Here is an 18,611-nt window from a genome sequence, read left to right as displayed (position 1 = left end):
ATTTCAATTGAATTTTATTTTTTTTATCCTTGCATATATTAATTATAACTAATTGCCCCAAAATATCTCTATGTCATACATATGATAGTACGTCCAAACAGACTTATACGTTTATTTTTCATAAACTAAAGCTATAGATTAAAGTAATATTTGCAACTTCTTTTTATATAAAAAATCAATCTCAACACAAATTATTATATATCTTAAAATTGCTTTTGTAAATAGTGTATTATATATAATAATTATGCTACTCTATATTATATGTAAATATAGTAACAATAATAACATATATGGTATTTAATTTAGTGTCATATATGTTACATTTTCTTGAATTATTTCGATCAAATCCTTCATAGGTTCAAGTGGAGTTTGACACAAAAATATATATTATCTTTCCCCCAACTTTAAATTTGGAATTGCATTTAAATTTAAAGAACTTGTATTTCCCCTCATGTATTCAAAGTAAGCAGCGCTGCCTATCATAGCTGCATTATCCGTACAAAGTATAGGTTCAGGGAATAAAACATCTACTTTATTTTTACTTCCCTGACTTTTAAATGTTTCCCTAAGACAAGTATTGGAAGCTACCCCTCCTGCTACTGCTATTTTGTTTACATTTTTTAATTTACACGCCCTTAATGAATTATCTACTAAAAAACTGACTACAGCTTTTTGAAAAGAAGCCGCTACATCCGCCTTGTTTATATCTTCTTCTTTCATACTTTTTTGATTTAAATAGTTTAATACTGAAGATTTTAAACCACTAAAAGAAAAATCCAGAGTTTTATTATCATGAAAATTTGCCCTTGGAAATTTAATAGCATCTGGATTTCCTTCTCTTGCTATTTTATCAACTTTAGGTCCTCCTGGATATCCAAGGCCAATAGCTCTTGCTATTTTATCATATGCTTCTCCAGCAGCATCATCCCTGGTCTGCCCCAATACTTCGAACTTTCCATAATCTTTCATATACACTAGATAGGTATGGCCTCCAGATACCACCAGACATACAAAAGGTGGTTTTAAGTCTTTATATTGTATAAAATTAGCACTTATATGTCCTTCTATATGATTTACCCCTATTAATGGTTTGTTTAAAGCATAGGATAATGCTTTTGCATATTGAAGTCCTACAAGAAGTGCCCCCACAAGACCGGGACCATAAGTAACTCCTATGGCATCTATATCTTTAAGTGTTATTTGGGCCTCTTCTAAAGCCTGCTCTACTACCACACTTATAACTTCTATATGTTTTCTGGATGCTACCTCCGGCACCACTCCTCCAAATTTTTTATGAATATCTATCTGGGAAGATATTATATTAGACAATACAATTCTCCCATCAACTACTACAGCTGCAGAAGTTTCATCGCAGCTGCTTTCAATGGCAAGTATTTTTAAATCTTTATCCATGATTTTATACCTTTCTTAAAGTTATTTAACTGTACTTATTTTAGTATTAGTTTATTAAAAATACAAGTTAATACATTAAAATACCCTATGGGGACTAAAATTATGATATATTTAAACAATACAAGTTTTTTATTAATACAACATGTAATCTATGATACTGGAGATAGAAAAATGAATAAACCCTATGCAAAAATAATTATCAATGGTTCCCCTATATCAAAATCAAATTTTAAGTTATTCAATGTACAGGGAAGAGCCATATTACCTTATAACTCGGGTAAATATCACGACAGATATGCACTGTATGAAGAACAGATAGCTTATGAATGTAGAAATCAAAATCCCGGACTTGTTATATCTGAATCTTTAATAGCACTACTTAAAGTATACTATAAAAGTAAAAAAAGACATCCAGATACAAACAATATAACTAAAAGTATATTTGATGGAATTGAAAAAAGCGGATTAATAGTGAATGATGCCCAAATAAGAAAAATAATCATAGAAGAATTCTACGATAAGGACAATCCTCGCTTTGAATTAGAACTATTTGGAGAAAGTTTGTATAACATAGAATATAAAATTTCAGAAAATCCTGTAATAAGAGAACCTATAAATTATTCTCCTCCACCTAATAGAAGAAATAAACTTAAAAAACCAGAAAAAATATTAAACTACAGCAGTAAATATATAAATTGTCACTGTGAAATCTGTGGAAAAAAGGTAACCAAGGATGATATGATATCTGGAAATAAAGGGAAAACTATACTGTGCAGGAAATGCTTTAATAAACTATTTAAATAATAAAACAAATATACATAAATTTATCTTGAAAACTTATAAATAAATTTATGTATATTTTTATTTTGTAAAAAAATTATCAATTATCTTTTCAGCCATTCTCTTTTCCATATTGGCCTTTACAATTAACATAATTACAACTAGTATAAGATCAACTATATCCTTTTCTCCTTCTAACTGGAATTTGTTTTCAAAGGCTCCCTTTTCATCATTTCCTTCAATTTCAAGAATATCTTCTAATTTAATTTTATGTTCAAAATTCTTTATGAAACTTTCTATTTCACTTTTCTCTATTTTCAGAAAACTTTTATAGATACTATTTAATTCTTCCCTACAATCTTCTCCATTTATTATAGATGTTACTATGGGAGAAAATAGCTTTTGTATATCTCCTATGGATAAGATTTGTTTTAAGTAGTATGTCAATACTATCAATATAATGTGTTGTTTAGAATATTTTTTCTTTTTAGGAGGCATAAGTATTCCCGATTTAGTATAATTATTTATCATAGTCTTAGTGAGAGTACTTTCTCCTTCTGTTCTTTTTAAATGTGCCAATTTTTCTTCAATAAGAGTTGTAACTTGATCCATGTATAAATCTATATCTGGTATATTTTCAAGCTTTAACTGTGTAAAATTGCCAAACCCCTGTATCAATTTTTCCAATTCATCTTTATACATACAGTATCCTCCTAATATAAAAGTATATCAATCTTTTTGTACACTTATAGTTATTTGTCTGCATCTGGGATATTTTTCTAACAATTCCTTAGTAAATTTAACTTCTTCTACTTCTGATGGGGTAAGCATTTTCTTTTTAATATGCATTTCCCTAACACCATCAAAATATACAGATATAAATTTATCTCTGAATACATTTGTAACCCTTAATACAATATTTATGGTTTTGTCTACGTTTTCTATATTTATATACTGGGGAACTGTATATTTAACACCATAAAGAGCCAAAATTTTTATTTTATTACCATTAAATTTTTTACCTTGTATATAAGCTGCTGCATTTTTACCTGCATTTATGCTTTCTAAAATAATATTGTCAACTAGATCATGAACATAGAGTACATTTCCACAGGTAAATATCCCATCTATACTTGTAGCTAGACTTTCATTCACCAGGGAACCTCCAGTTACATTTGATATTTTTATTCCTGCACTTCTTAAAAGTTCATTTTCCGGGGATAATCCTACAGATAAAACTACCGTATCACAAGGTATGTGCTCCTCACTATCTTTAATAATTTTTTTGTTTCTATCTATTTTAGAAATAGTTACACCTTCTACCCTACCCTTCCCTTTTATATCTACTATTGTATGATTTAGTTTTAAAGGAATTTTAAAATCATAAAGACACTGTACTATATTTTTTTTAAGCCCACTATAATAAGATAGTGGTTCTATAACTGCCTTCACCTTTCCACCTTCTAAAGTAATTCTCCTTGCAACTATAAGAGCTATATTTCCAGAACCTAATATTACAACTTCTTTCCCTGGCATATAGCCTTCTATATTTATAAATCTCTGAGCGGAACCTGCTGTAAGTATACCTGCACATTTACTACTGGATATATTCATAATACCCCAGGGTCTTTCCCTACAGCCGGTTGATAAAATTATGGATTTGGCCTTTATCTCAATTATTCCTTCTTCTTCATTTACTGCAGTTATGATTTTATTTCTGGTTAAATTAAATACAGTGGTATTTAATTTATACGGAATTTTTATACTTTTTATCTTTTCTATAAACTTCTCCACATATTCTGGACCTGTCAGTTCTTTCTTAAATATACTAAATCCAAAGCCACTGTGTATACATTGATTTAATGTTCCTCCAAGTTGATTTTCCCTTTCAAGTATCAATATATTATCTACACCTTCTTCTTTAGCAGTTACAGCTGCCGATAACCCTGCTGGTCCTCCTCCTATTATCACAAGATCATACTTTTCCACATATAAAACCTCCAACCATCCTAAATTTATCCTAAGAGTGATATCATTAGCACCCTGACTCCTTTTAAATTGGGGATAAGTAATTTTTGAGGATTATAATTACTCAATTACAGCTTGTTTTTATGTTTACATGCTTCTACAACATGTTGTGCCAATACAGAAGAAGTAACTGTCCCCACTCCTCCTGGAACCGGCGTCACAATTACATTTTTCCACTGACAGCTTTTTATATCTACATCTCCACACATTCTCCCGTATTTATCTACATTTATTCCTACATCTATAACCACAGCCCCTTCTTTAATATACTTTGAATCTATAAATTCAGCCTTTCCAATACCTACCACCAATATATCTGCCTGGGAACAAATTTTATCCAGGTGAAGAGTTTTTGAATGACATGTTGTAACTGTAGAATTTTCATTTAAAAGCAGCATTGACATAGGCTTTCCGACTATCATGCTTCTTCCAATTACCACCGAAAACTTACCCTCTACGTCAATATTATAGTACTTTAATATTTCCATAACTGCACGTGGTGTACAAGGTGCAAAACCAGTACTATCCCCTGCCATTACTTTAGCTAAATTTATGGGATTAAAACAATCTATATCCTTTTCAGGTGTAATTACATATTTTATAATATTTTCATCTAAATGTTTGGGTAAGGGCCTAAATACCATTATGCCATCTACATTTCTATCTTCATTTAACCTTCTTAATTCCCTTATAAATTCTCTTTGTGATATATTCTCTGGAAATTCTTTCACATATGTTTCTATTCCAATTCCATTACATCTTTTCAATATTCCCCTCTCATAAGCAAGGTCACTTGCCTTGGCTCCGACTCTTATTATAACCAGTTTAGGAATAATACCTTGTATTTTAAAATTATCCACTTCTTTAATCAAAGTTTCACTTATAGCATTTGCTACGGGATTACCTTTAATTATTAGACCCATACTTACGTTCTCCTTTATATTCAAAATATATTACAGTGATTATTTAAAAATATGCTGCTACATAGAAAGTATCTCAACTACCTTACTATATACCCTATCTGCAATTTCAATGCCTTCCTTAACTAAAGATTCTATTTCTGATTTTACCTTATGGACATACTCCTCATCATTTATGGAACCTATATTGATTATTACATTAAGTTGTGCTCCAACTATTGAAGCTCTTAAACACTGAACTCCTACCCCTACATCGCTTATTACAAGTTTTGAACAATTGTCCACTAAAGCTTCATGAAGTTTAATGGCATCATATGCCTTTTTAATAATATTTATAGGTACTTCACAGGCGTCCTTTAAACATCTTTGCAAAGTTTTCTCCTTTATCATTTTTTCTTCTTTGGTATCTTTTGGCATGCCATAAGCCTTAGAAAGAGGGAGAAAACATTTTGCATCTTCATCTACCATATTTAAAAGTTCTCTCTGTAGCTTATAGGTCTTTTGTAATATAAATTCTAATTTTTCCTCATATTCTGCATATTTTTTTTTCCCTAGGGTAAGATTACAAGCCATACTACAAAGTGCCGCTCCCAAAGCTCCCACTAAGGCAGAGACACTGCCCCCTCCTGGCGCTGCATTCTTGGATCCCAGTACTTCTACAAAATCCATACAACTTTTATCTCTTAATTTCATAATATTTCCTCCCCGGCTATTTAAAATAATCCACTTATTACTCCATTTTCATCCACATCTATTTTTTCTGCAGCAGGAACTTTTGGAAGTCCCGGCATTTTCATTATTGAACCGGTTATTGCCACTACGAAACCTGCTCCTGCAGAAATGCTAACCTGTCTTACTGTAATCTTAAATCCTTTTGGTCTTCCAAGCTTACTTTGATCATCTGTGAGGGAATATTGAGTTTTAGCTATACAAACTGGTGTTTTTCCAAAACCTAACTTTTCAAGCTCATCTATTTCCTTTTCCGCCTGATTGGTAAAAGTAACACCATCTGCGCCATATATTCTTTCAGCAATAGCTCTTATTTTGTCCCTGATTGGCAATTTTTCATCATATGCAAACTGAAAATTATTTTTACCCTCATTTATAAGCCTCAGTACTTCTTTTGCCACCTCTATTCCGCCTTCTCCGCCCTTTGCCCAAACTTCCGATAACTTCACACTCACTCCAAATTCTCTGCACTTTTCCTCTACCAACTTAAGTTCAGCTTCTGTATCCGTAGGAAATGCATTTAATGCTACTACTGCCGGCAACTTAAATACCTTAGTTATATTTTCCACATGCTTTAACAGATTTGGAATACCTTTTTCAAGAGTTTCTAAATTTTCATTATTTAATTCTGTCTTTGGTGTTCCTCCATTATATTTAAGTGCCCTTACCGTAGCAACTATTATTACTGCATCTGGTCTCAACCCTGCCATTCTACATTTAATATCTAGGAATTTCTCTGCCCCAAGATCTGCACCAAAACCTGCCTCTGTAACTACATAATCTCCAAAATGCATTGCCATTCTAGTTGCCATTATAGAATTACATCCATGGGCTATATTAGCAAAAGGCCCACCATGTACAAAGGCTGGTGTTCCTTCCAGTGTCTGAACTAAATTAGGTTTTAAAGCATCTTTAAGAAGTGCCGCCATAGCTCCTTCAGCCTTTAGGTCATGGGCGGTTACAGGACTACCCTCTGTAGTATATCCTACAACTATTTTTGAAATTCTTTCTTTTAAATCATTTATGTTCGTTGATAAACAAAATATAGCCATTATTTCTGAAGCAACAGTTATATCAAAGCCATCTTCTCTTGGTATTCCATTTACCTTTCCCCCTAATCCGTCAACTACAAATCTAAGTTGTCTGTCATTCATGTCTACACATCTTCTCCAAACAACCCTTCTAGAATCTATATTTAATTTATTTCCCTGATATATATGATTGTCTATAAGGGCTGCCAGTAAATTATTAGCAGCAGTCATAGCATGTATGTCTCCTGTAAAATGTAAATTTATATCTTCCATAGGTACTACTTGAGCATATCCCCCTCCAGCAGCTCCTCCCTTTATTCCAAATACAGGTCCCATAGAAGGTTCCCTTAATGCAACAACCACAGATTTATCAAGCCTTGCCAATGCATCTGCCACTCCAATTGATGTAGTGGTTTTTCCCTCTCCTGCAGGTGTTGGATTTATAGCTGTACATAATATAAGCTTTCCATTTTTACCTTTAGTGGTTTTTAAAAGATTGTAATCAATCTTGGCCTTGTATTTCCCATATAATTCAATGTCATCTTCAGAAATATTCAATTTCTTTGCAATATCCTTTATATTTTCCATGCTGCATTCCTGTGCTATTTGTATATCTGATTTAAAATTCATTCAAAGTACCCCCGTCTCTATTTCGATCATTTAATTTGTTTTCAAATGTTAAAATCTTAACGATATTATAAGAAGAATATATAAAAAACATTTTTTATCCGAAGGCTACCATTGCTAATACCCCCATCTTCTTCAAAGGGGATAAGCACTGCTACACCCCTGGATAAGTTCTTCTAAGGTTCATCTGGAGAAAGGTATTCCTTACAAGCAAACTCCACCTGAGCCTAAGAATCACTTGATCTAAAATATATTTTATATATTAACATATTAACAAATGGCTTGCAAAGAAATTAAAATTAAGATATATCAGTACTTCTACAATTAAAAATCCCCCAGGAGACTACCCATTAATAAATTCCCCCAACACTTCACCAATACATTTTATCCCCTCAACAATTTTATCCTCTGGCATATTTGAGTAGTTAATTCTAAAATTATTTTCTTTTCCGCCATTTGGAAAGAAAGAGCCACCTGGAACAAACGCAACATTCCTCTCAAGACATTTTTCAAGCACATCCCTTGCATTTATATTTTCTGGCAGTTGAACCCACATAAATAATCCACCATGAGGTCTTGTAAACTTAACTTCTTTTGGAAATTCTGCTTCCATTGTCTTTATAGCTAAATCACGCCTTCTCTTATAAACCTTAAGAATTTCCGCTATATGTTTATCAATATCATATAATTCAAGATACTTTGCAATATCTCTTTGAGCAATTGTATTACACTGAAGATCAGTGGACTGTTTTACCAATACATATTTTTTTATAATCTCCTTTTCTCCTGCAATCCATCCAATTCTATATCCTGGACAAAATATTTTTGAAAAAGTGCCTAGACATAGAACATTTCCACTTTTATCAAATAATTTTGCAGATGGTAATTGCTCACCTTCATAGCGAAGCTCACCATAAGGGTTATCCTCAATGACAATTACATTATACTTTGCAGCAAGTTCTGATAATTCTTTACGTTTTTCAATACCCCAGGTTCTTCCTGTAGGATTTTGAAAATTAGGAATAACGTATATTAGTTTAACTCTTTCAGTAGTTTTAAGTATCTTTTCAAGCTCACTTATAACCATACCATCTTCATCTGTAGGTATTTCAATAAACTCACAACCATATGCTTTAAAAGCACTGATTGCTGCAAGATATGTAGGGCTTTCACATAGTACAATATCTCCTTCATCTAAAAAGACTTTTCCTGAAAGATCAAGGGCTTGTTGTGAACCATGTGTAATTAATATATTTTCATAATCAAAGGAAGTACCTAACATTCTATTCATCCTATCTGCAGCCCATTTTCTCAAAGGATCATATCCCTCCGTGGTCGAATATTGAAGTGCACTTTTTCCATCCTCTTCAAGTACAAGTCTGTTTGCTTCTTTTATCTCATCAATTGGAAAAAGCTCCGGTGCTGGAAGTCCTCCTGCAAATGATATAACTTCCGGTTGTTGAGTAATCTTTAACAATTCTCTAATTTCAGAGGCATTTAAACCATTCATTCTATGGGCATATTTAAAATTCATGTTTATCTCTCCTTTTTTAATAATATATAAAAATAAAAAATCCTGTCCCTCGTATAAATACAAAGGACAGGATTTAAATTCATCTTCCTGCGGTACCACCTTAATTGATGTAAAACATCCACTCATTAAAGAATGCAAACACATTCCGGATTTATAACATAATCCCAATGTTGTGAATTACTCAGAACTCTATAAAATCCTTTTGACCCACACTCTCAAAGGCTACTTTTCTATACTGCGTTCTGTCAGCTTTCCACCACCGCCAACTCTCTTTAAGTGCAACATATAGTTTTATCTCCTTGTCAACGATTTACTATATTTAAATGTTACTAACATATTTGTAACTTCCATATCATTAGTAATTTATTACCTATAGCTAATAGTTCTTATTTGCATACAATATCACTTTATCCTTAGTTTGTCAACATAAAAAATAAAGTTAAATATTATTATTTCCGCTTACTCTATTATCAATCCACTCTTTCCCTTCTACAAGCCGTGATATCATCATACTACATACTGTGTTTCCCGTTGAATTTAAAACAGTAGCTGGTGCATCTATGATGACACTTATAACCATAATTATAGGAAGTAATCCTTGAGAAAAACCATATATACTAAGTATGAGCATTTCACCAATCATGCCTCCACTAGGGATAGCAGCCATTACAGCCCCTACTAAAAAAGACATAAAAATTATAGAAAGTACTGATGACATACTAGTCATATTCTTATTAAGCAATCCAAATAAAAAAGCAATTTTCATAACTCCCCCAATTACAGAACCATCTTTATGAATATTTGCCCCAAGTGGAATTACTGTTTCTGCCAGATCCCTTGGAACGCCCATCTTTTCTGTGAATTCCAGGTTAACGGGAATACTGGCAGCACTGGAACAGGTGGCAAGAGCTGTGATAGTAGGGACTGCAGCATTTTTCCAGAATATTTTAATTGCATTTTTTCCCCCTGCTAAAAAAGCATATAAAGTAAAGAAACCAAAATAATAAATAACAGATATAATTATATAAAGAATAAAAACCTTTAAATAGCCCTGCAATATTTGAGGTCCAAGCTCCCCTATTACTGAAGCAAAATAACATCCAAGTCCTATAGGAGCATAATACATTATTATTCTTACCATCTCCATCATTACACGGGAAGCTGCAGTAAAAAATTTGGTAACAGCCTCTGCTTTTTCTCCAAGTGCTGCTGTTGAAATGCCAAAGAGCACTGAAAACACGATTAATTGAAGCATATTACTTTTAGAAAACAAAGATGTAAAATCTGAGACTGTAATAGTATTTACAATCTGCTGGAAGACTCCTACGTGTTTAACTTGCTGCAGTGAATCATTACTTCCAGATACAATTTGTTTTAATGCCATATAATCTATACCTTTTGCAGGCTCTACTATAAAAACACCTATTATCCCTATTATAGAAGCTGCCAGCGCTGTACATAGAAACACTATAAATGTACTTCCAATAATTTTACCGAATCTTTTCATGCCTTTCATATTAGCTACGGCTGAAGTAACACTAAAAAATACCAGTGGTATTATTATCATAAACATTAGATTTAAAAATAAATCACCAAAAGGTTTTAATACGGATGCCTTATGTCCTAAAAAAATACCTAAAATTGCACCTATGATTATTGAGCCCAACAGTACTATGGAAAATTTATATCCTCCAAGAAACTTTTTCATTGTGAATTTCCTCCTATATTATATTATCTAATAATTATTATATTCTAATTTTTTGCTATTTTTATTGCTAAAAGTGCTTGAAATATGGCAAAAAATGCCCTACTATATAATTATGTTTATACTTTATGCTATAACTTCTATAACAATAAATATTTATTGAGGTAAATCACTTATGGAAGAAAGTAAAGATTTAAAGATAAAAAGAGGTTATTTAAAAACTGATTTTCAAATATTTTATTTAAAAGATCAAAAAGACATTTCCTTCGAATTCCACTATCATAATTTTGATAAAATAGTAATATTCATAGATGGAAATGTAACTTATTTAATAGAAGGTAAATCCTATAAACTAAGGCCTTGGGATATACTTTTAATAAATAACAATGACATACACAAGGCAATAATAGATCCCGACAAAACCTATGAGCGCATAATTATGTGGATAAATTTAGATTTTTTAATAAGATATAATAACAATTGTAATCTATTAAGCTGTTTTGAATTAGCTTCAAAACAGGGATTCAATCTTTTGAGGCTAGAAGATAACTGGATTGACATAATAAAGAAAATACTTTTTGATATTAAAGATACTTTTAGAAACAAAGACCTTGGCTATGAAACACTGAGAATTTCTTTACTTTTACAATTTATAATATACATTAACAGACTATTTTTAAAACAAAAAAATACTAAAGAATTATACGACATTAAATATGATGAACGCATAAATGATATTTTAAATTACATAAATGGACATTTAGACCAAAACCTATCTATAGATTTTCTTTCTTCTAGGTTTTATGTGAGCAGATACTACCTGATGCACAAATTTAAGAAACAAACAGGTTATACAATCCATGCATACATACTTCAAAAAAGACTGATCATGTCAAATTTATTGATAAGAAATGGTAAAAATATAACAGACGCCTGTGTGCGATCGGGATTTGGTGATTATTCCAACTTTATAAGAGCTTTTAAAAAAATGTTTGGAGTTTCTCCAAATAAATATTATAAGACTTATAAGCAGTAGCTTTCCCGTAAATTTAGGGGAATATATCTGAATTTAATTCACAAAAATCCAAGTACATTCCCTTTCCGTATTACAGATTATTTTTGATATTTACAAGCCAGGAAGGCTTATTCCCACTTAAAACCTCATGTATGCCAATAGCTGCATGAACAGACATTCTTTTCATGGCTTCTATGGTATGAGCCGCACTATGAGGAGTTACAATTACATTTTCCATCTTAAAAATAGGATTATCCTTTGAAGGTATCTCTCCATCAAATACATCAGTTGCTGCCCCTGCAATTTGTTTATTTAAAAGAGCATTACAAAGGGCATCATTATCTACCACTTCTCCACGAGCCGTATTTATAAGAAATGCACCCTCTTTCATAAGAGACAATTCCCTTTTTCCTATAATTCTTGTAGTAGCTTTAGTAAGAGGAACATTCAAACTTACAAAATCCGAATTTTCAAGCAAATAATCTAGGCTGTCTGTAAGTTCAACGTAGTCCAGTGACTTCGACTCTTCATCAATATGACGTTTAAATCCTATAACCTTCATACCAAAACCTTTTGAAGCCTTTAATGCCAAAAGTTTTCCTATACTTCCAAGTCCCACAATTCCAAGTACCTTTCCTTCAAGATCAATTCCTAGAATATCTCTTATATTGAAATTTCTCTTTCTTAGCTCTCTATCATAGAGAAAAAACTTCTTAGCAAGGGCTACAATAAGACCCATGGTATACTCCGCTACTGTATTTTTATTTGACTCTGGAGCATTGGTAATTTGTATGGAAAGTTCCGATGCTGTTTTAATGTCTACATTATTTACACCTACGCCAAACCTCGAGATAACCTTTAATTTTTTTCCTGCCCTTATTACCTTTTCTGTAATATTTGCCATTCTAACAAGTATGGCATCACAATCTTTAACTTCCTCTATAAGAACATCTTCGGAGGTATCCCGTGGCATTTTTATCTCATATCCGAATTTCTTTAGATATTCCACCCCTTCCTCTTCTATACTTTCTGTAATTAAAATTTTGTAATTCATATTGAAGCCTCCCTACACAATCTTTGTTTTCTATTCTATCTTAAATTAATTTACAATTCTACCTTTCACAAACCATATTAATGTAAAAAATAACTATTACTATACTTTATCAGTACATAATAGTATTATAGTGTTATTAAAAACATATGAGGTAAAACTATGGATAAATTAAATTTTAAAGATTTTCAATTAAGTAATACTATATTAGAATCATTAGAAAAACTTGGATATGACTCTCCCTCTGAAGTTCAAAGAAAGGTTATACCCCTAGTTTTAAAAAACAAAAACATTATAGTGAAATCACAAACAGGCAGTGGAAAAACCGCAGCTTTTGCAATACCAATCTGTGAAAAAATAGAAATAGAAGAGAAAAATCCACAGGCACTGGTGCTTACTCCTACAAGAGAACTAGCCCTTCAGATTAAAGAAGATTTTTCATACATTGGAAGGTTAAAAAAGATAAACTGTACTGCTGTATTCGGCAAGGAACCTATAAGCCTTCAAATAGAAAAACTAAAACAGAGAGTTCATGTGGTAACTGGAACCCCAGGAAGAATTTTGGATCATATAGAAAGAAATACTTTAGTCCTTGAAAAAATAAAGTATTTAGTTATAGATGAAGCAGATGAAATGCTAAGTAGAGGATTTATGGAACAGGTGGAATCCGTTATAGGCAGTCTTCCTAAGAATAGAACTACTCTTCTCTTTTCTGCGACTATTCCTGAGAAAATACTAAAATTATGTAATGTGTATATGGAAAATCCACTCAACATAGAGGTTCAGTGTAAAAGCTCAGTAAAAGACAGAATAACACAAATATACTACAAGATAGAAGCACCTTATAAATTTTCTCTATTGAATAAAATAATATATACTGAGAGGCCAGACAGTTCCATGATATTTTGCAGAACTAAGAAGAACGTAGATGATTTAGTTCTACAAATGAAAGCTAAAAAATATTCCTGCGGGGCCCTTCATGGCGGAATGCTTCAAAATGAAAGAATCAATAAAATCGAAAGCTTTAAAAGAGGGGAATTTACTTTTCTTATATGTACAGATATAGCCGCCAGAGGAATCGATGTGGAAAATATAACCCATATAATAAATTATGATATACCTGTAGAAAGAGAAAACTATATTCACAGAATAGGACGGACAGGACGTTTTACAAGTAATGGAACTGCCATAACTTTTGTTACTCCTAAAGAATATCCCTATTTGGAAAAAATAGAAGAACATTTTCATATTACTATTAAAGAAGGCAGGATTCCCTCTTTAGAAGAAATTGAAACAGGAAAAAAGCTATTTTATGAAAAACTTAAATCTACGCCTAAACGAAAAGAAGACAAATCAACAAAGTTAAACAAAGATATTACAAAAATATATATAAGTGCAGGTAAAAAGAAAAAAATACGACCTGGTGATGTGGCAGGTACCATTTCAAGTATTCCTGGGGTAAATCCTGAAGATATTGGAATAATAGATGTAAAGGATAATTTTTCCTACGTAGATATACTTTTTGGGAAAGCTGATATAGTTCTTGAAGGACTTCAACATAAGACCATAAAAGGTAAAACAATACGAGCTGAAAAAGCACAAAAGTAGAAAAAATCAGGTGTACTACCTGATTTTTAACTTTCATCTCTTTCTGCAAAATACTGGTAATAATAGCATTTTAATCTTCCATTATAAAGTTTTCTATTTTTATGAGATTTTCTACCAAAGTATTTTTCAAATTCAGTATGGGCTGTTATTATAAAGTAAGACCACTTTTCAAGCCTTGAAAATGCCTCTCCCATATCTTTATATAAATTTTCCACTTCTTTTTTTTCTCCAAGTCTTTCTCCATAGGGGGGATTGCTTATTATAAACCCATACTTCTTACTAGAACTAAACTTTTGCAGGGGCATTTTTTGAAAAGCAATATACTCCTCCACTCCTGCTTTTCTTGCATTGGCTCTGGCAGTTTTAACCACTCTTCCATCTATATCGGAAGCAAGAATTCTAAAATCATTACTGTTAATAGAATTTTGGGCGTGTTTCCTCAAATCTTGCCACAAGCCATGAGGAACTATATCCCATTTCTCCGAAACAAAACTTCTATTTAATCCCGGAGCCATATTTTTCGCTATTAATGCAGCCTCAATGGCAATAGTGCCGGAACCGCACATGGGATCTGCAAGTATTTGTGAAGATTTCCATTTGCTTAAAAGAACCAAGGCCGCAGCCAGTGTTTCCTTTATAGGTGCTCCCCCAGAATTTTCTCTATATCCCCTTTTATGAAGTGCTTCCCCTGAAGTATCTAAAGTCAAAGTTACTCTATCTTTAAGTATACCCACTTCTATTTTATATTCCACTCCAGTTTCATGAAATCTTTCCATGTGATATTTTCTTTTCATAGCTTCAACCACAGCTTTTTTAACTATGGATTGACAATCTGGCACACTATGTAATTTAGATTTTATGGATTTGCCCGTTACATGCATAAATGCATCTTCAGGCATAATATTTCCCCAATCTACAGAAAGTGTGCCTTGAAAAAGTTCCTCGAAACTTTCTGCCGTGAATTCTGCCATTTTTATAAGTACTCTATCTGCCGTCCTAAGCCATAAATTACAAGTAACTATATCCATTTCATCTCCACGAAAAGTAACCTTTCCATTTTCAAGTTTCAAATTATCATATCCAAGTTCTTTAAGTTCTCCAGCCACCACAGCTTCCAATCCAAAAGTGGAGGTGGCAATCAATGTATATTCCATATTTTTCTCCTTAAACCATTCAGCTTTACTTGATACCTATAATACAATTAAATTATAAAATATAGTATAAATATATTAACATTTTTTAAAACATCCAACAAATTATTTTTAAATTAAGTTATTGACTGTTACATCTTTATATTGTAATATATAAATATAACGATAAATAAATTCCATGGAAAAGAGGTACGTTATGGACAGTAATTATATGAAATACACGGAAGTATCAGAAATCCTTAAAGTGATGGCTCATCCTATTAGATTATGTGTAATTAAGGGATTACTTGAAACAGGAAGCTGCAATGTAACTCATATGCAGCAGTGCCTGAATATACCTCAATCTACACTATCCCAGCATCTTCAGAAATTAAAAGCTGCTGGAATTATAAAAGGTATGAGAAATGGGGTAGAAATTAATTATAAAGTCTGCAATGAACTAGTTATTGACTTAGTTAATGCTTTGTTTAAATAACTTATAACTAAACACTAAGATTATAGAGGGAGGAATTTTCATGAGAAAAAAAATATTGATTGTAGGTGGAGTAGCAGGAGGAGCTTCCACAGCTACAAGACTCAGAAGACTAGATGAAAATGCAGAAATAATCATGTTTGAAATGGATGAATATATATCCTTTGCAAATTGCGGTCTTCCCTACTACATAGGAAATACTATTAAAGATAGAGAAAGACTGCTGGTTGAAACCCCGGAAGGTATGAAAGGTAAGTTTAATATAGATGCCAGAATCAATAGTGAAATCATCGATATAGATGTTAATAAAAACACAGTAAAGGTAAAAAGCAAAGACCTTGGAACCTATGAAGAAAGTTATGATTACCTGGTATTATCCCCTGGCGGAAAAGCCATCAGACCAAATATTGAAGGGATAACCAGTAAAAGGATTTTGACCCTGAGAAATATACCAGATACAGATAACATAAAATCCCTGGTAGACAGGGAAAATATTCAAAGTGCAGCCATTATAGGCGGCGGTTTTATTGGAATTGAAATGGCAGAAAATTTAAAAGAAAGAGGTCTTGATGTAACTTTAATTGAAGCTGCACCCCATATTTTAGCACCTTTTGATTCAGATATGGTAACTGCTCTTGAAAAAGAGCTGGAGGACAATAGCGTAAATATAATTTTAAATGACGGAGTTAAATCCTTTAAAGACAATGAAGGAAATGTGGAAATAACCCTTGGCAGCAATACAAAGGTTACTACCAATTTAGTTATACTTGCCATAGGTGTAGTACCTAATACAAATTTTATAAAAGACAGTGGAATAACCCTGGGAATTAAAGGACATATATTAGTCAACAATAAAATGCAGACAAATATTAAAAATATTTATGCTGTGGGAGATGCCATAGAAGTAGTAGATTTCATAAATGGTAATAATACTGCAATTGCACTGGCAGGTCCTGCCAATAAGCAGGGAAGAATAGCAGCAGACAATATATGTGGAGTAGATTCTACCTACGATGGAACCCAAGGTACTGCAATAATTAAAGTATTCAGTTTAACTGGGGCAAGTACAGGAAATAATGAAAGAACTTTAAAGAAATTTAACATTCCATATAAAGTTATATATGTTCACCCAACATCCCACGCATCCTATTACCCTGATGCACTTCCATTATCTTTAAAACTCATCTTTAATCAGGAAGGTAAAATTTTAGGTGCACAAAGTACAGGTTATGATGGTGTGGATAAAAGAATTGACATTATTGCCGCAGTCATTCGCCTTGGGGGTACAGTAAAGGATTTGACCAAACTTGAACTAAGTTATGCCCCTCCATTTTCATCCGCAAAAGATCCTGTGAATATGGCAGGCTTTGTGGCAGGAAATATTTTATCCGGGAAAGTAGAAGTTATAACTCCAGAAGAATTTTTAAATTATAACAAAGAAAATACCCTTATTTTAGATGTACATGCAAAAATAGAATTTGAAAACCAGCATATTGAAGGTGCCTTAAATATTCCTTTAGATGAACTAAGAAACAGACTGGAAGAACTAGATAAAAATAAAGAAATCATAGCCTATTGTAAGGTGGGTTTAAGAAGTTATACCGCAGCTAGAATACTTTCTCAACATGGATACAAAGTTAAGATTCTAGCAGGGGGATATAAAAGTTATAAATTATTAAATTTTAAGCCTAAAAAATTTGATAATACTAAGGTTTTCACAGGTAAAAAATCAAATTCCAATAATCAAACTATAAGTTTAAAGTTTGATTTAGAGGAACCTTCTTATAACAAAAGTGTAAATGCCTGCGGTCTTTCCTGCCCGGGACCTCTTATGCAGACAAAATCCTCTATTGATGATTTAGAACAGGGAGAAATTCTTAAAGTAACTGCTTCTGATCCAGGTTTTTATGAAGATATTAAAGCATGGTGCAGGAGAACTGATAATGACCTTATTAGTTTGAGCAAAAATAATTGCAATGTAACGGCTTTTATAAAAAAAAACGATAAACTAAATTCGAAAAATACCAACGCCTATAAAATATCATATAATGATAATAAAACTATTGTGGTATTCAGCGGTGACCTAGATAAGGCACTGGCCTCTTTTATAATCGCCAATGGAGCTGCTTCAATGGGTAAAAAAGTTACAATGTTTTTTACCTTCTGGGGACTAAATATATTAAGAAAACCTGAAAAAGTGCCTGTAAAAAAACAATTTATGGATTCTATGTTTGGAAAGATGATGCCTCGTGGAAGCAAAAAATTGAAATTGTCCAATATGAATATGTTAGGAATGGGTACAAAAATGATGAGAAAAGTTATGAAAGATAAAAATATAAGTTCCCTGGAAGATTTAATCAAATCTGCCATAGACAGCGGTATTGAAATAGTAGCCTGTCAAATGTCCATGGACGTCATGGGACTTAAAAAGGAAGAACTCATTGAGGGAGTTAAACTAGGTGGAGTAGGCTACTATTTAGGTGAAGCAGAAGATTCAAATGTAAATTTGTTTATTTAGAACTTAAAAAATTCAAGTATTGAATTTAG

15 protein-coding genes are annotated in these 18,611 nt (G+C 32.2%); 5 read left to right on the top strand and 10 right to left on the bottom strand.

The window, feature by feature from the left end:
* Window positions 1-387: 387 nt before the first annotated feature.
* Window positions 388-1,413: a tRNA (adenosine(37)-N6)-threonylcarbamoyltransferase complex transferase subunit TsaD gene (gene tsaD / locus BS101_RS02910; protein WP_073537450.1), complete on the bottom strand. Its 1,026-nt coding sequence runs from the start codon at window positions 1,411-1,413 to the stop codon at window positions 388-390.
* A 171-nt stretch (window positions 1,414-1,584) separates the two neighbouring features.
* Here tsaD and BS101_RS02905 point away from each other — a divergent pair, with 171 nt between their 5' ends.
* Complete coding sequence (locus BS101_RS02905) at window positions 1,585-2,217, top strand: RusA family crossover junction endodeoxyribonuclease (protein WP_073541065.1); 633 nt, start codon at window positions 1,585-1,587, stop codon at window positions 2,215-2,217.
* A gap of 57 nt (window positions 2,218-2,274) precedes the next feature.
* On the opposite strand, the gene BS101_RS02900 is transcribed toward BS101_RS02905, so the two are convergent.
* The 7 genes from BS101_RS02900 to BS101_RS02870 form a co-directional block, all read right to left on the bottom strand.
* Window positions 2,275-2,895, bottom strand: coding sequence for a DUF1836 domain-containing protein (locus BS101_RS02900; protein WP_073537449.1), 621 nt, complete (start codon window positions 2,893-2,895; stop codon window positions 2,275-2,277).
* A 27-nt stretch (window positions 2,896-2,922) separates the two neighbouring features.
* On the bottom strand, window positions 2,923-4,182 hold the full coding sequence (locus tag BS101_RS02895) for an NAD(P)/FAD-dependent oxidoreductase (protein ID WP_073537448.1): 1,260 nt from the start codon (window positions 4,180-4,182) through the stop codon (window positions 2,923-2,925).
* Between the two features lie 107 nt (window positions 4,183-4,289).
* Window positions 4,290-5,144 (bottom strand): bifunctional 5,10-methylenetetrahydrofolate dehydrogenase/5,10-methenyltetrahydrofolate cyclohydrolase, encoded by an 855-nt coding sequence (locus tag BS101_RS02890; RefSeq protein WP_073537447.1) that lies wholly within the window; start codon window positions 5,142-5,144, stop codon window positions 4,290-4,292.
* Window positions 5,145-5,201: 57 nt separating this feature from the next.
* A complete protein-coding gene (locus BS101_RS02885; protein WP_073537446.1) occupies window positions 5,202-5,834 on the bottom strand; it encodes a cyclodeaminase/cyclohydrolase family protein in 633 nt (210 codons plus the stop codon).
* Window positions 5,835-5,854: 20 nt separating this feature from the next.
* Window positions 5,855-7,531, bottom strand: a complete 1,677-nt coding sequence (locus BS101_RS02880; RefSeq protein ID WP_073537445.1) for a formate--tetrahydrofolate ligase — start codon at window positions 7,529-7,531, stop codon at window positions 5,855-5,857.
* 340 nt (window positions 7,532-7,871) lie between these two features.
* Window positions 7,872-9,062, bottom strand: a complete 1,191-nt coding sequence (locus BS101_RS02875) for a PLP-dependent aminotransferase family protein (protein WP_073541063.1) — start codon at window positions 9,060-9,062, stop codon at window positions 7,872-7,874.
* A gap of 439 nt (window positions 9,063-9,501) precedes the next feature.
* The gene (locus BS101_RS02870; protein ID WP_073537444.1) at window positions 9,502-10,770 is read right to left on the bottom strand and encodes a dicarboxylate/amino acid:cation symporter; all 1,269 of its coding nucleotides are present in this window, start codon (window positions 10,768-10,770) and stop codon (window positions 9,502-9,504) included.
* A 172-nt stretch (window positions 10,771-10,942) separates the two neighbouring features.
* Between BS101_RS02870 and BS101_RS02865 the strand changes: the two genes are divergently transcribed.
* On the top strand, window positions 10,943-11,803 hold the full coding sequence (locus tag BS101_RS02865) for an AraC family transcriptional regulator (protein WP_073537443.1): 861 nt from the start codon (window positions 10,943-10,945) through the stop codon (window positions 11,801-11,803).
* A gap of 70 nt (window positions 11,804-11,873) precedes the next feature.
* Here the strand turns inward: BS101_RS02865 and BS101_RS02860 are convergent, their stop codons facing one another.
* Window positions 11,874-12,836, bottom strand: coding sequence for a hydroxyacid dehydrogenase (locus BS101_RS02860; RefSeq protein ID WP_073537442.1), 963 nt, complete (start codon window positions 12,834-12,836; stop codon window positions 11,874-11,876).
* 159 nt (window positions 12,837-12,995) lie between these two features.
* Between BS101_RS02860 and BS101_RS02855 the strand changes: the two genes are divergently transcribed.
* A complete protein-coding gene (locus BS101_RS02855) occupies window positions 12,996-14,441 on the top strand; it encodes a DEAD/DEAH box helicase (RefSeq protein ID WP_073537441.1) in 1,446 nt (481 codons plus the stop codon).
* A gap of 26 nt (window positions 14,442-14,467) precedes the next feature.
* Here BS101_RS02855 and BS101_RS02850 read toward each other — a convergent pair whose 3' ends face one another.
* The gene (locus BS101_RS02850; protein ID WP_073537440.1) at window positions 14,468-15,595 is read right to left on the bottom strand and encodes a THUMP domain-containing class I SAM-dependent RNA methyltransferase; all 1,128 of its coding nucleotides are present in this window, start codon (window positions 15,593-15,595) and stop codon (window positions 14,468-14,470) included.
* A 193-nt stretch (window positions 15,596-15,788) separates the two neighbouring features.
* On the opposite strand from BS101_RS02850, the gene BS101_RS02845 reads away from it, so the two are divergent.
* A complete protein-coding gene (locus tag BS101_RS02845) occupies window positions 15,789-16,067 on the top strand; it encodes an ArsR/SmtB family transcription factor (protein WP_073537439.1) in 279 nt (92 codons plus the stop codon).
* Window positions 16,068-16,107: 40 nt separating this feature from the next.
* Entirely contained in the window at window positions 16,108-18,582 is a 2,475-nt protein-coding gene (locus tag BS101_RS02840; protein ID WP_073537438.1) for a DsrE/DsrF/DrsH-like family protein, read from the top strand.
* The last annotated feature ends 29 nt before the right edge of the window (window positions 18,583-18,611 follow it).

This window comes from Clostridium kluyveri (assembly GCF_001902295.1).
GTDB classification, from domain to species: domain Bacteria; phylum Bacillota; class Clostridia; order Clostridiales; family Clostridiaceae; genus Clostridium_B; species Clostridium_B kluyveri_B.
This window is presented reverse-complemented; position numbering and strand designations above follow the sequence as displayed.

Bases quoted from the DNA above. Each gene is read 5' to 3' on its own strand.
- BS101_RS02905 (WP_073541065.1), top strand. From the start codon at position 1,585: ATGAATAAACCCTATGCAAAAATAATTATCAATGGTTCCCCTATATCA.
- BS101_RS02850 (WP_073537440.1), bottom strand. From the start codon at position 15,595: ATGGAATATACATTGATTGCCACCTCCACTTTTGGATTGGAAGCTGTG.
- BS101_RS02875 (WP_073541063.1), bottom strand. From the start codon at position 9,062: ATGAATTTTAAATATGCCCATAGAATGAATGGTTTAAATGCCTCTGAA.
- BS101_RS02860 (WP_073537442.1), bottom strand. From the start codon at position 12,836: ATGAATTACAAAATTTTAATTACAGAAAGTATAGAAGAGGAAGGGGTG.
- tsaD (WP_073537450.1), bottom strand. From the start codon at position 1,413: ATGGATAAAGATTTAAAAATACTTGCCATTGAAAGCAGCTGCGATGAA.
- BS101_RS02880 (WP_073537445.1), bottom strand. From the start codon at position 7,531: ATGAATTTTAAATCAGATATACAAATAGCACAGGAATGCAGCATGGAA.
- BS101_RS02870 (WP_073537444.1), bottom strand. From the start codon at position 10,770: ATGAAAAAGTTTCTTGGAGGATATAAATTTTCCATAGTACTGTTGGGC.
- BS101_RS02885 (WP_073537446.1), bottom strand. From the start codon at position 5,834: ATGAAATTAAGAGATAAAAGTTGTATGGATTTTGTAGAAGTACTGGGA.
- BS101_RS02865 (WP_073537443.1), top strand. From the start codon at position 10,943: ATGGAAGAAAGTAAAGATTTAAAGATAAAAAGAGGTTATTTAAAAACT.
- BS101_RS02890 (WP_073537447.1), bottom strand. From the start codon at position 5,144: ATGGGTCTAATAATTAAAGGTAATCCCGTAGCAAATGCTATAAGTGAA.
- BS101_RS02845 (WP_073537439.1), top strand. From the start codon at position 15,789: ATGGACAGTAATTATATGAAATACACGGAAGTATCAGAAATCCTTAAA.
- BS101_RS02900 (WP_073537449.1), bottom strand. From the start codon at position 2,895: ATGTATAAAGATGAATTGGAAAAATTGATACAGGGGTTTGGCAATTTT.
- BS101_RS02840 (WP_073537438.1), top strand. From the start codon at position 16,108: ATGAGAAAAAAAATATTGATTGTAGGTGGAGTAGCAGGAGGAGCTTCC.
- BS101_RS02855 (WP_073537441.1), top strand. From the start codon at position 12,996: ATGGATAAATTAAATTTTAAAGATTTTCAATTAAGTAATACTATATTA.